The sequence below is a fragment of the Streptomyces sp. NBC_00513 genome (assembly GCF_041431415.1).
Lineage (GTDB): Bacteria > Actinomycetota > Actinomycetes > Streptomycetales > Streptomycetaceae > Streptomyces.
Genome location: NZ_CP107845.1, coordinates 2,454,602 through 2,467,298, shown reverse-complemented (window position 1 = coordinate 2,467,298; position 12,697 = coordinate 2,454,602). Strand labels below are relative to the sequence as shown.

The following is a 12,697-nucleotide window of genomic DNA, read 5'->3' as shown; positions in this document are numbered from 1 at the left end:
TTCCCATCAGACGTGGGCGGCGAGCACGGGGCGGCCCACTAGCGCAGGAGCGGACCATGGACGTTGTGACCCCGGCAGGCGGCGACAGCGTGGCGGCCCGCGGTTGGCCGGGCGTGCTCGACGCCCTGCTGACCGGCCGGGACCTGCGCGCCGAGGACACCGCCTGGGCCATGGACACGATCATGCGCGGCGAGGCCACCGACGCCCAGATCGCCGGGTTCGTGGTGGCGCTGCGGGCCAAGGGCGAGACCGTCGAGGAGATCGCCGGGCTCGTCGGGAGCATGTACGAGCACGCCAACCTGATCGAGGTGCCCGGCCGGACGGTGGACATCGTCGGAACCGGCGGCGACGGGGCCAAGACGGTGAACATCTCCACGATGTCGGCGATCGTGGTGGCCGGCGCCGGCGCCAAGGTCGTCAAGCACGGCAACCGGGCCGCCTCCTCCGCGAGCGGCTCCTCGGACGTCCTGGAGAAGCTCGGCGTCAACCTCGACCTCACCCCCGCGCGCGTGGTGCAGGTCGCCGAGGAGGCCGGCATCACCTTCTGCTTCGCCGTGAAGTTCCACCCCGCGCTGCGGCACGTGGCGGCGGCGCGCAAGGAGCTGGGCATCCGGACCCTGTTCAACTTCCTCGGCCCGCTGACCAACCCGGCCCGCGTCCGCGCCCAGGCGACCGGCGTGGCCGACCCCCGGGTGGCGCCCATCGTCGCGGGCGTCCTCGCCGAACGCGGCTCCTCGGCGCTCGTGTTCCGGGGCGACGACGGCCTCGACGAGCTGACCACCACCGGCACCTCCCGGGTGTGGTGGGTGCGGGACGGATCGGTCACCGAGCTGCCCTTCGACCCGCGCGACGTGGGGATCGACGTGGTCGACGTGTCCGCGCTGCGGGGCGAGGACCCCTCGTACAACGCGGACGTGGCCCGGCGCCTGCTCGCGGGTGAGACCGGCCCCGTGCGCGACGCCGTCCTGCTGAACTCGGCCGCCGCCCTGGTGGCGCTGGACCCGGGCACCGGCTCGCTGGAGGAGCAGATCGCGGCCGGCATCACCCGGGCGGCGCAGTCCATCGACTCGGGATCGGCGCGCGCCGCGCTGGAGCGTTGGGTGCTGGCCAGCAACGCGTAGTGCGGCTCGTCCGAAAGGCGTGAAACAGCCGACCCCGGTCCACGATGCGGACCGGGGTCTTGCGCACGACGCATCGTGTGGCAGGATTCTGCCCAGGTCACGAGTGACAGCGTTTAGGCCCCGGCTTGCTGTCCGGCAACCCTCCTTCCGTGGCGGGGTGCCCCGGGTGATGACCAGGCCGTAGGCAGTGAGGTCTACGGCAAGCGCGGATCCCTCGACACCAGGGATCCTGGTCTCTCGAGGAGCGTTTCCGTGAGCAAGCGAATGCGATAGGGCGGCTCCGCCCCTTCTTCACCCCTCGGAACAGGGTCTTCTTTCGCGTACCCGTGTACGCCCTCCCCGTGCTCCGAGGTCATCCCCGTACCCCTCCGGTCGGCCGCCGAGCCGTACCCGCGTACGGGCACACCGAAGCCATTCAGCCCTGCCTGCCGGGAGATTCCGCCATGTCCGCATCCCTGAACACCGCCGTCACCGCCGCCGACGTCGCCGTCGACCCCGCCTGTGTCGAGCCGCTGCCCGTCCTCGGCCGCGACGTCACCGTGCCGCTCGTCACCGGCGGCGAGGTCACCTACGCCGCCCTCGACTACGCGGCCAGCGCCCCCGCCCTCCAGCGCGTCTGGGACGACGTGGCGGCCTACGCCCCCTACTACGGCAGCGTGCACCGGGGCGCCGGCTACCTCTCGCAGCTCTCCACCGACCTGTTCGAGCAGAGCCGGGTCACCGTCGCGGAGTTCCTCGACTGCCGCGCCGAGGACCAGGTGATCTTCACGCGGTCCACCACCGACTCCCTGAACCTGCTCGCCGCCGCGCTCCCGGCCGACTGCCAGGTCTTCGTCTTCGAGACCGAGCACCACGCCTCCCTGCTGCCCTGGGGGGACGCGCAGGTCACCTACCTCAACGCGCCGCGCACCCCGGCCCAGGCCGTCGAGACCCTGGAGCGGGCGCTGGCCGGGCGCGACCCGTACGGTCCCGCGCTGGTGTGCGTGACCGGCGCGTCCAACGTCACCGGTGAGCTGTGGCCCGTACGGGAACTCGCCGCGGCGGCGCACGCCCACGGAGCGCGGATCGTGCTGGACGCCGCCCAGTTGGCCCCGCACCACCCCGTCTCCGTGCGGGAACTCGACGTGGACTGGGTGGCCTTCTCCGGACACAAGCTGTACGCGCCCTTCGGCTCGGGCGTGCTCGCCGGCCGCGCGGACTGGCTCCAGGCCGCCGAGCCGTACCTGGCCGGCGGTGGCGCCTCCCGCAAGGTGGCCCGCCGGGAGGACGGCGGCGTGGACGTCGAGTGGCACACCACGGCCGCCCGCCACGAGGCCGGTTCCCCGAACGTCATCGGCGTCTACTCCATCGCCTCCGCCTGCCGCGCCCTGAAGGAGGCCGGGTTCGAGAACCTGGTCGCCCGCGAGAACCACCTCATCGCGAAGGTCCGCGAGGGCCTGGCCGACGTCCCGGCGGTCCGCGTGCTGTCCCTCTTCGGCGACGACGCCCCGCGCGTCGGCGTCATCTCCTTCGTCGTCGACGGATGGAACAGCTCGCACTTCGCCGCCGCCCTCTCCGCGGAGTACGGCATCGGCGTCCGCGACGGCCTGTTCTGCGCCCACCCGCTGGTCCGCACCCTGCTCGGCAGCGAGCCGCAGGAGCCGGGCGAGTGCGGGGCGCCGGAGGCCGGCCCGGGGGAGCGCTCGCTCAACGCGATCCGCGTCAGCTTCGGCGCCGGTACCCCCGACGAGCACGTCGAGCGGTTCGTCGGCGCGGTCAGGGAACTCGTCACCGACGGGGCCAAGTGGCGGTACCACACCGAAGAGGGCCGCTGCGTCCCGGCCGTCTGAGCCCGTCCCGGCCGTCCGACCCGGTGTTGTCGTCCGCCCGACCCCGTGCCCACCGCCCGAACCCCCTGCCGACCGTCCGCGTCGGCCCCTGAACGCCGCGCGCCCCGGTCGGGAGGATTCCCGCCGGGGCCTTCGGTCGTCGCGAGGGCTGCCGGGCCTCGACACGCCCGGGCCGGAAACTACGCGTCGAGGCCGATCGCGAAGGCGGCTTCCAGGTCGTGCTGGGAGTACGTGCGGAACGCCACGTGCGTGTCCGTGGCCTCGACGCCCGGGATCTTGCTGATGCTGCCCGGGATGATGTCCGCGAGGTTCTCGTGGCGGGCCACCCGGACCAGGGCGATCAGGTCGTAGGTGCCGGTGACGGAGTAGACCTCGCTGACGCTGTCCAGCGCGGCGATGGCCTCGGCGATCTCGGGGATCCGGTCCACGCTGGTCTTGATGAGCACGATCGCGGTGATCACGGTTGGCTGTCTCCCTCGCCGGCAGTCACTGGTCGCCTCACTCTAGTCGTACGCCGGTAGCGCACCCACGCGTAGCCGAAGCCCAGGGAGAAGCCCACCACGTGGGCCAGATAGGCGACCCCCGGACCGCTTTCCGCCCGGTGCGCCGCCACCCACTGCAACGCGAACCAGAACACCAGCACGATCCAGGCGGGGAAGCGCAGCGGCAGGAAGAACAGGAACGGGAACAGGCTCGTGACCCGGGCGCGGGGGAACAGGCACAGGAACGCCCCGAGCACCGCGGAGATCGCGCCGGACGCCCCGACCAGGGTCTGGTCGGAGGAGGCGTTGGCCGCCGCGTAGGCGCCCAGGGCGAGGTAGCCCGTACAGACGTAGAAGACGAGGAAGGCCGGGCGGCCCATCCGGGCCTCCGTCATCGCGCCGAAGACGTACAGGAAGAGCATGTTGCCCAGCAGGTGCAGCCAGCTGCCGTGGACGAACAGCGCGGTCAGCGGGGTGAGCAGCGCCCTGGCCGATCCGGAGAGGAGTTGATCGGGGACCACACCCCAGCGCCGGAAGTAGTCGGTGCCCCGCGCGAGCAGCTCGTCGCCGGTCCCGTAGACCGGATTCATGCCCGAGGCGGGACCGAGGAGGAACACCACGCAGCAGCCGGCGATCAGCGCATGGGTGATCACCGGGCCCCTGGAGGCCTCGCGGACGGCCTGCCACCTTACGATCATGCGACCGAGCATGACCCAACCGGACCCCCTCGGAGCGGTGGCAGGCCGTAGGGTTACAAGCTGCGGTCCGCCGTACGGCTCAGCGGGCCGCTTTAATTGAAACTGAAAGAGCCACGAAGGAGAGAGCGGCCTGATGACGGTTCCCCAGCCGACCGACACCACCCGGTGGCGCTGCACCCTGTGCGGCAACCTCACGCGTTTCGACGTGACCCGTTCGTCGAAGGTCGTGGAGTACATCCACCTGGACCTCGCCGGGGAGCCCAAGGTCGAGGAGCGAGAGGTGGTCAATGAGACCATCGAGTCGGTTCGCTGTCGCTGGTGCAACGCGGTGGACCAGATCGAGCTCGTGGACAGGCCGGGCGCGGACTCCTGAAGGAGCCGGGCCCACAGGTAGATCACGGTAGGGGTGACGGATTGTGGAGCCAGCAAGCGGCGCTGAGCCGGCCGACGCGGCCGGCGACGCCGCCGAGGTGCTCGACCGCCCGCTGCCGGAAGGCGTGCGGCGCAGGGTCGTCGCCCTCGTCTCGGACGCCTTCGGCGGACTGACGGTCGGGGACCTCCCGGCGCAGCTGCGCCAGTACGCCCGGTTCACCCCGACCCGGCGTGCCAAGTTCGCGGGCAACGCGATGGCCGCGGCGGTGGAGACGGACGCCGTCTTCCGCGGCCGGGTCGCCGAGAAGCTCCGCGAGGCCCAGGCCGAGCTGGCCGGGGCCCTGGAGTCCGGGGCCCCGCCCGCCGCCGCCGATCCGCTGGACGTGGCGGCCGCCGCGTACGTGCTGCGGCCGGCCGGCTGGGTCAAGCTGGTGGCCGCCGCCGGCGAGGAGGCGCAGCGCGCCGACGCCGAGCGGGTCGGCGACGAGACCCGGCGCGAACTGGAGCGGCTCCGCGAGGAGCTGGCGCACGTACGCGAACTGCAGCGCAGCGGCGGTGAGCAGGTGCGCGGCGAGCTGGACGCGGCGCGCAAGGAAGCGGAATCGCTTCAGCGCAAACTGCGCAGCGCCCTCAGCGACGTCAAGCGCGGCGAGGCCGCGCTGCGCAAGATCAACGCCGAGATCGACGGGATCCGCGGTGAGGCGGCGGCGCAGGTGACGGCCGCCGAGAGCGAGACGCGGCGGCTCAAGTCCCGCCTCGCGGAGGTGGAATCGGCGCTGGAGACCTCGCGCCGGGCCACCCGCGAGGGACGCAGCATCGAGGACATGCGGCTGCGGCTGCTCCTGGACACCGTGTTGGACGCGGCGGCCGGACTGCGCCGTGAGCTGGCGCTGCCGCCCGTGTCCACCCGGCCCGCGGACACCGTGGAGGCGGTGGAGCCGGGCCGGATGACCCCGAAGGACATCGCGGCGCGGGCCTTGTCGGAGACCGATCCGGCGCTGCTGGACCAGTTGTTGGCGCTGCCCCAGGCGCATCTGGTGATCGACGGCTACAACGTGACCAAGACCGGCTACCCGACGATGCCGCTGGAGAAGCAGCGGCTCCGGCTGCTCGGCGGCCTCTCGATGCTGGCCGCGCAGACGGGTGCGGAGATGACGTGTGTCTTCGACGGCGCGGAACTGGCGGCGCCGGTGCTGCTCGCCCCGCCGCGCGGGGTGCGGGTGCTGTTCTCCAAGGCGGGGGTGACGGCGGACGAGCTGATCCGCCAGTTGGTGCGGGCCGAGCCCGCCGGCCGGCCCGTGGTCGTGGTCTCCACGGACCGGGAGGTCGCGGACGGGGTGGCGAAGGCGGGTGCCCGGCCGGTGACGTCCGCGCTGCTGTTGAAGCGGCTCGCCCGAGTTTCGTAGTACCTGCGGCTTCTGTCCCTTCCTGCAACGGCTGTGCGCAATGCCGGTATTGGTGGGCCAGCGAAGGGAACGTACCGTCAACTGACCGGTACGGAGCGTGCGAAGACGGTAAAGAAGCCGGTCGGCGACCGGAATTTTGCCTTCGGGGATTTGAACTGATCACAGCCGGGTCACTAGGGTCTGTTCAAACCTTCGTGCGGTCGTTCACTCATTCGGGGTGTCGGCGAAGGCGCGCTGCCGAGTGTGTGACCCTCTTCGGCGGCTCCAGGATGAAGGAGCTCGCGTTCGTGGCGTCCCACCGTCGACCCAAGCCGCCGACCCGCACGCGCGTGAGCGTCCTCACCGCCCTCGCCACCGCGGCCGTCGCCCTCTCCGCCCAGTCGGCCCACGCCGCCCCGGACAAGCCGAAGAAGGACGAGGTCAAGGAACAGGTCGACGCCCTCTACGAGGAGTCCGAGCAGGCCGGCGAGAAGGCCAACGCGGCCAAGGACCGCCAGGACAAGCTGGAGAAGGAGATCGGCCGGCTCCAGGACCAGGTCGCGCGCGGCCAGGCGGAGCTCAACGACCTGCGCAGCACGCTCGGTTCGATGGCCACGGCCCAGTACCGCGGCGGCGGCCTCGACCAGTCGCTGCAACTGTTCCTCTCCGAGAACCCCCAGGACTACCTCGACAAGTCCTCCATGCTCCAGCAGATGAGCGGCAAGCAGGTCGAGGCGATATCCCAGATCCAGACCAAGCAGAGGACCCTGGCGCAGCAGCGCGCGGAGGCCGGGACCAAGCTCGCCGACCTCGACGCCACCCGCAAGGAACTGGCCGAGAAGAAGACCACCGCCCAGCGCAAGCTCGCCGAGGCCCAGGCCCACCTCAACTCGCTGACGGAGCAGGAGCGTTCGCAGCTGAAGGCCGCGGAGGCCAAGGCGGGCGAGGAGGCCGCCAAGGCCGCCGGCGGGGGCGCCAAGCCCGGTGCGGTGAAGGGCTCCGGGCGGGCCGCGCAGGCGCTCGCCGCCGCCCTGACCCAGGAGGGCAAGGGCTACAACCTGGGCTCCACCGGCATGGCGTACTGGGACTGCTCCAGCCTGGCGCAGTGGGCCTACGGACAGGCCGGCGTCCAGATCAGCCGCACCACCTTCACGCAGGTCAACGACGGCACGCGCATCGGCGAGAGCCAGCTCCAGCCCGGTGACCTGGTCTTCTTCTACGACGACCTGCACCACGTCGGCCTCTACGCGGGCAACGGCCAGGTCTTCCACGCCTCCAACCCCAGGGGCGGCGTCAAGTACGAAGCCATGAGGAACATGCCTTTCCAGTTCGGCGTCCGCGTCGGCTGACCCCGCCCGGCGCCTCCCCGCACCGGGGAGGCGTGCCGGACACCGCCCATCCGGGCGAATTGCGCGGCCCCGCCGTGACCGCACGCCCCGCCGGTGACCTGCGTCTCCTGCGGGGCGCCCGTGTGTCCGGCCCCCGACGGTCGTTGGTCGGCGCCCCGTCGCGCCGCTACTGTCTGCCAGCGCGGAACCCGGCACACGGCCGTCCACGGAGGGCGGACCCGGGCCCCGCGCAAGCGGAAGGGAGCGGTTCCCCGTGGCGTCCCATCGCCGGTCCGGCCTCACCGGCCTCGACCGGAACACGAAGATCTCCGTCCTCACCGCCGCAGCGGCCACCGTCGCGGTCGCCCTGACGGGAGCACCCGCCGGCGCGGCCCCCGGTCTCCCGCAGGACCCCTCGGCGGGCGCCCGCGCCCGGGTCGACCGGCTCTTCGAGGAAGCCGAACAGGCCACCGAGCGGTTCAACGAGGCCGGCGAGAAGGCCGACCGGCTCCGCGCCGAGATCAGCCGCGCCCAGGACTCCGTCGCCCGGGGCCAGGACCGCATCAACACCATGCGCGGGGTCCTCGGCGCCTTCGCCGGAGCCCAGTACCGCTCGGACGGCATGGACCCCACCCTCTCGCTGATGCTGTCGGACAACCCCGACGACTACCTCGACAAGGCGGCCGTCCTCGGCCGGCTCGGCGACCGCCAGGCCGACCAACTCGACGAACTCCGCGACGAGCAGCGCCGGATCGCCGTGCAACGCCGGGAGGCCTCCCACAAGCTCGCCGAGCTGGACGCCCTGCGCGCCGACGTCGCCCGACACAAGAGGTCCGTCACCGCCAAGCTCGCCGCCGCCCGCCGGCTGCTGAACGCGATGCCCTCGCGGGAACGGGCCGACTTCGAGCGCGCCTCGCGCTCCGGCGACCGGCCCGGCCCGTTCCCCGAGATCACCTCCGCCGGCGCGTCCTCGGGCCGGGCCGCGACCGCCGTGATGGCGGCCCGGGCCGCCGTGGGTCGCCCGTACGTGTGGGGTTCCACCGGCCCCTCCGGCTTCGACTGTTCCGGGCTGATGGTGTGGTCCTACCGCCAGGCCGGCGTCTCGCTGCCGCGCACCTCGCAGGCGCAGCGGCACGCGGGCCGGCAGGTGCCGCTGTCGCAGGCCCGGCCCGGCGACCTGGTGACGTACCGCTCGGACGCCAGCCACGTCGGCATGTACGTCGGCAACGGCCAGGTGGTCCACGCCCCCTACCCGGGCGCGCGGGTGCGCTACGACCCCGTCGGCATGATGCCGGTGTCCTCGGTGACACGGCCCTGAGGCGGACGCTGCGTACGATCGACCGATGCTCCCGCGTCATCGGCCGGTCGTACGAGTCCTGCCCCTGCTGCTGTGCGCGCTCCTGGTCGGATGCGGCCTGTCCGGCGCCGCACCCCTGGACCCCGGCGTCCGGCGTGCCGTGGCCGACTGGTCCTCGGCCCCGCCCGCGCGCCTCGCCGGGATCCCGCTGGAGGGCTGGTCGTACGAGGTCACCTCGGTCCGGCGGGACGGTGACCGGGCACTCGCGCGGGCCCGGCTCCACTACCGGCTGACCGGCCACGACGCGGCCCCCGCCGAGTCGGCGCGCGAGGTCGACCTGACCCGGGACGACGGGACCTGGCGGGTGACCGGCGACCGGCCCGCCCCCGGAGCCCCGCCGCAACTGTGGGACCAGGGCGACCCGACCGTGGTCCGGGGCGCGCACGCGCTGGTGCTCGGCGTGGGACAGACCCGGCAGACCCTGTCCGGGATCGCCGCCGAGGCCGACCGGGCGGTGCCCGCCGTCGACTCCGCCTGGCCGGGACCCTGGGCGGGGCGGGTGGTGGTGCTGGTCCCGGGCACGCTGGACGCCATGGCCGCACTGCTGGGGCAGCCCGCCGCCGCGTACCGGGGCATGGGGGCCGTCACCACCGGCAAGGCGGGCGCCGGGCCCGCGCCGGCCGACCGGGTGGTCGTCAACCCCGAGGGGTACGCCCAGTTGTCGGGGGCGGGCCGCCGGATCGTGCTCACCCACGAGGTCACCCACGTGGCCACCCGCGCCGCGACCACCGCCGGGACCCCGCTGTGGCTGTCCGAGGGCTTCGCGGACTGGGTGGCCTACCGGGACACCCCGAGCACGCCGGCCGAGGCGGCGCCCGCGCTGGGGCGGGCGGTGCGGCGCGGCGAACTGCCGGCCGCGCTGCCCTCGAACGAGGCCTTCGCGTTCGGCGGGGACCCGGACGCGCTGGCGCGCGCGTACGAGGGCTCCTGGCTGGCCTGCCGGCTGATCGCGGCCAAGTGGGGCGACGCCACGCTGGTCCGGCTCTACGGGTCGGCGGGCCGCGAGCCGCTGCCCACGGCGCTGGCGGACACGATCGGCGGCGACCTGGCGGGCCTGACGACGGCCTGGCAGGCGGCCCTGAGCGGGGAACTGGGAGCCCGGTAGCCCCCCGGCCGCGGGGACACCCCGCCAGGCCTGGGCAGGGGGCGTGCCGGCGCGGGCGGACAGGCTCGGCGGGGACCGCGCGGGTGCGCGCCGGACCGTCCGGTACTTTGGCTGACGATGCACAAGACGCTGATCGTGACCAACGACTTCCCGCCGCGACCCGGCGGCATCCAGGCCTTCCTGCACAACATGGCGCTGCGCCTGGATCCCGACCGGATCGTCGTCTACGCCTCCACCTGGAAGCACGGCGCCGAGGGCCGCGAGGCCACCGAGGCCTTCGACGCGGAGCAGCCCTTCCAGGTGGTGCGCGACCGCACGACGATGCTGCTGCCGACCCCGCGGGTGACCCGGCGGGCCGTCGGCCTGCTGCGCGAACACGGCTGCGAGTCGGTGTGGTTCGGCGCGGCCGCGCCGCTCGGGCTGATGGGGCCCGCGCTGCGCCGGGCGGGGGCGCGCCGGCTGGTCGCGACCACGCACGGGCACGAGGCCGGCTGGGCCCAGTTGCCGGCCGCGCGGCAGTTGCTGCGGCGGATCGGCGAGGGCACCGACACCCTGACCTACCTGGGGGAGTACACCCGCGCGCGGATCGCCTCGGCGGTCACGGACCGGGCGGCCGCCCGGATGGTCCAACTCCCGCCGGGCGTCGACGAGAAGACCTTCCACCCGGGGTCGGGCGGGGCCGAGGTCCGGGCGCGGCTCGGGCTCGCCGAGCGGCCCGTGGTGGTGTGCGTGTCCCGGCTGGTCCCGCGCAAGGGACAGGACACCCTCATCGAGGCCATGCCCCGGATCCTGGCCGCGGTGCCCGACGCCGTGCTGCTGATCGTGGGCGGCGGCCCGTACGAGGCCGACCTGCGTCGGCTCGCGGCCGACACGGGCGTGGCCGACTCCGTGGTCTTCACCGGGGCGGTCCCGTGGTCGGAGCTGCCCGCGCACTACGGCGCCGGTGACGTCTTCGCGATGCCGTGCCGGACCCGGCGCGGGGGACTGGACGTCGAGGGGCTCGGGATCGTGTACCTGGAGGCCTCCGCGACGGGGCTCCCGGTGGTCGCGGGCGACTCGGGCGGCGCCCCCGACGCGGTGCTGGACGGGGAGACCGGCTGGGTGGTCCGGGGCGGCTCCCCGGAGGAGGCGGCCGACCGGATCGCCACCCTGCTGCTGGACCCGGAGCTGCGCCGCGGCATGGGCGAGCGGGGCCGCGCGTGGGTCGAGGAGAAGTGGCGCTGGGACCTGCTCGCCGAGCGCCTGCGCGAGCTGCTCTGAGGTTCCGCCCCCAAGGGGGACCTTCCGGCCGTCGGGCGGTGCGTCGTGGCCGGTTCGCCATGCCTGACTGTCACTCAGATGTGTGTCAGCGCCTGCTATGGGGGGATGTGCGGATTCCGCTCATCATGCGGCCATGACACCTCAGCTGACGCGCCGTCAAATGCTTGGCATCGGCGCCCTCCAGACCGCGGCCGTGCTCGGATTCACCCGGATCGGGTCGGCCTCCGCGGCGGCCGTCGAACCCGCCGCGGCGACCTACGCCCCCGCCATCGTCGTGGGCTCCGGATACGGCTCAGCCGTCGCCGCGCTCCGGCTCGGCCAGGCCGGCGTCCGTACCGTCGTCCTCGAAATGGGCCGGCTCTGGGACACCCCCGGGTCCGACGGCAGGATCTTCCCGTCCACCTCCGCGCCCGACCAGCGCTCCATGTGGTTCCGCACCCGCACCGAGGCCCCGCTCGCCCAGTTCCTCTGGCTGGACGTGGTCAACCGGAACATCAGCCCCTACCCCGGCGTCCTCGACCGGGTGAACTTCGGCGACATGTCCGTGTACGTGGGCCGCGGGGTGGGCGGCGGATCCCTCGTCAACGGCGGCATGGCGCCGACGCCCCGACGCTCGTACTTCTCCGAGGTGCTGCCCCGGGTCGACGCCGACGAGATGTACGGCACCTACTACCCGCGCGCCCGGGCCATGCTCGGCGTCAACGACATCGACCCGGCCTGGTTCGAGTCCACGGAGTGGTACCGCTTCGCCCGCGTCTCCCGCAAGCACGCCCAGAACACCGGCCTGAGGACCACCTTCGTCCCCAACGTCTACGACTTCGAGTACATGAAGCGCGAGGCCGCCGGCACCGCCACCCGGTCCGCGCTCGCGGGCGAGGTCATCTACGGCAACAACCACGGCAAGAAGAGCGTCGACAAGACCTACCTCGCCGCCGCCCTCGGCACCGGCAACGTCACCATCGAGACGATGCAACGCGTCGTCGGCGTACGGACCGACCCGGCCGGGGGCTACGTGCTGACGGTGCGCACCAGCGACGTCACCGGCAAGGTCACCCAGACGCGCGAACTCGGTTGCCGACAGCTCTTCCTGGGCGCCGGCAGCCTCGGCACCACCGAGATCCTCGTCCGTGCCCGCGAGACCGGCACCCTGCCCGCGCTGACGGAACAGGTCGGCCGGGGCTGGGGGCCCAACGGCAACGTCATGACCGCCCGGGCCAACCACCTCTGGGACACGGTCGGTGCGAACCAGTCCACCATGCCCGCTCTCGGCATCGACGACTGGGACAACGCCGCCAACCCGGTCTTCGCGGAGATTGCCCCGCTCCCGATGGGGATCGAGCACTGGATCTCGATGTACCTGGCCATCACCAAGAACCCCGAGCGCGGCCACTTCACCTACGACGCCGCCACCGACTCGGCACGCCTGCAGTGGAGCCGGGACCAGAACGCCCCGTCGGTGCGGGCGGCGAAACAGCTCTTCGACCGGATCAACCGGCGCAACTTCACGATCTACCGGTACGACCTGTTCGGCGACAACAAGGCCTTCGCCGACAACTTCACCTACCACCCGCTCGGCGGCTGCGTCCTCGGCGAGGCCACCGACGACCACGGCCGGGTCAAGGGTTACCAGGGGCTGTACGTGGTCGACGGCTCACTGGTCCCGGGGTCCCTCGGCGTGAACCCGTTCGTGACCATCACCGCGCTCGCCGAGCGGAACATGGAACGGATCCTCACCGACCCGCGCTGACCCCGCCCGGCGA

Annotated in this window: 11 protein-coding genes and 1 riboswitch; of the genes, 9 read left to right on the top strand and 2 right to left on the bottom strand. The window is 73.1% G+C overall.

What is annotated here, in order from left to right:
- The first annotated feature begins 56 nt into the window (after positions 1–56).
- Together trpD and OHA84_RS11600 are read left to right on the top strand one after the other, a co-directional pair.
- Positions 57–1,121, top strand: a complete 1,065-nt coding sequence (gene trpD, locus OHA84_RS11605; RefSeq protein WP_266971848.1) for an anthranilate phosphoribosyltransferase — start codon at positions 57–59, stop codon at positions 1,119–1,121.
- A gap of 95 nt (positions 1,122–1,216) precedes the next feature.
- Positions 1,217–1,333, top strand: a riboswitch (SAM riboswitch).
- A 231-nt stretch (positions 1,334–1,564) separates the two neighbouring features.
- Entirely contained in the window at positions 1,565–2,950 is a 1,386-nt protein-coding gene (locus OHA84_RS11600; protein WP_266971850.1) for an aminotransferase class V-fold PLP-dependent enzyme, read from the top strand.
- Between the two features lie 179 nt (positions 2,951–3,129).
- Here the strand turns inward: OHA84_RS11600 and OHA84_RS11595 are convergent, their stop codons facing one another.
- Together OHA84_RS11595 and OHA84_RS11590 are read right to left on the bottom strand one after the other, a co-directional pair.
- Complete coding sequence (locus tag OHA84_RS11595; protein ID WP_053676059.1) at positions 3,130–3,411, bottom strand: Lrp/AsnC ligand binding domain-containing protein; 282 nt, start codon at positions 3,409–3,411, stop codon at positions 3,130–3,132.
- Positions 3,408–4,130: a rhomboid family intramembrane serine protease gene (locus OHA84_RS11590; protein ID WP_053676135.1), complete on the bottom strand. Its 723-nt coding sequence runs from the start codon at positions 4,128–4,130 to the stop codon at positions 3,408–3,410. The genes OHA84_RS11595 and OHA84_RS11590 overlap by 4 nt, the downstream gene beginning before the upstream one ends.
- Positions 4,131–4,263: 133 nt before the next feature.
- Here OHA84_RS11590 and OHA84_RS11585 point away from each other — a divergent pair, with 133 nt between their 5' ends.
- The 7 genes from OHA84_RS11585 to OHA84_RS11555 all read left to right on the top strand — a co-directional run bounded on the left by OHA84_RS11585 (position 4,264) and on the right by OHA84_RS11555 (position 12,684).
- Positions 4,264–4,503: a hypothetical protein gene (locus OHA84_RS11585; protein ID WP_053676058.1), complete on the top strand. Its 240-nt coding sequence runs from the start codon at positions 4,264–4,266 to the stop codon at positions 4,501–4,503.
- A gap of 40 nt (positions 4,504–4,543) precedes the next feature.
- Entirely contained in the window at positions 4,544–5,908 is a 1,365-nt protein-coding gene (locus OHA84_RS11580) for an NYN domain-containing protein (RefSeq protein ID WP_053676057.1), read from the top strand.
- A 287-nt stretch (positions 5,909–6,195) separates the two neighbouring features.
- Positions 6,196–7,236 (top strand): C40 family peptidase, encoded by a 1,041-nt coding sequence (locus tag OHA84_RS11575; RefSeq protein ID WP_053676134.1) that lies wholly within the window; start codon positions 6,196–6,198, stop codon positions 7,234–7,236.
- A 253-nt stretch (positions 7,237–7,489) separates the two neighbouring features.
- Positions 7,490–8,533: an NlpC/P60 family protein gene (locus OHA84_RS11570; protein ID WP_053676056.1), complete on the top strand. Its 1,044-nt coding sequence runs from the start codon at positions 7,490–7,492 to the stop codon at positions 8,531–8,533.
- 25 nt (positions 8,534–8,558) lie between these two features.
- The gene (locus tag OHA84_RS11565; protein ID WP_266971854.1) at positions 8,559–9,677 is read left to right on the top strand and encodes a hypothetical protein; all 1,119 of its coding nucleotides are present in this window, start codon (positions 8,559–8,561) and stop codon (positions 9,675–9,677) included.
- A 117-nt stretch (positions 9,678–9,794) separates the two neighbouring features.
- Positions 9,795–10,937, top strand: coding sequence for a glycosyltransferase family 4 protein (locus OHA84_RS11560; RefSeq protein ID WP_266947152.1), 1,143 nt, complete (start codon positions 9,795–9,797; stop codon positions 10,935–10,937).
- 133 nt (positions 10,938–11,070) lie between these two features.
- Complete coding sequence (locus OHA84_RS11555; RefSeq protein ID WP_266971856.1) at positions 11,071–12,684, top strand: GMC oxidoreductase; 1,614 nt, start codon at positions 11,071–11,073, stop codon at positions 12,682–12,684.
- Positions 12,685–12,697 lie beyond the last annotated feature (13 nt).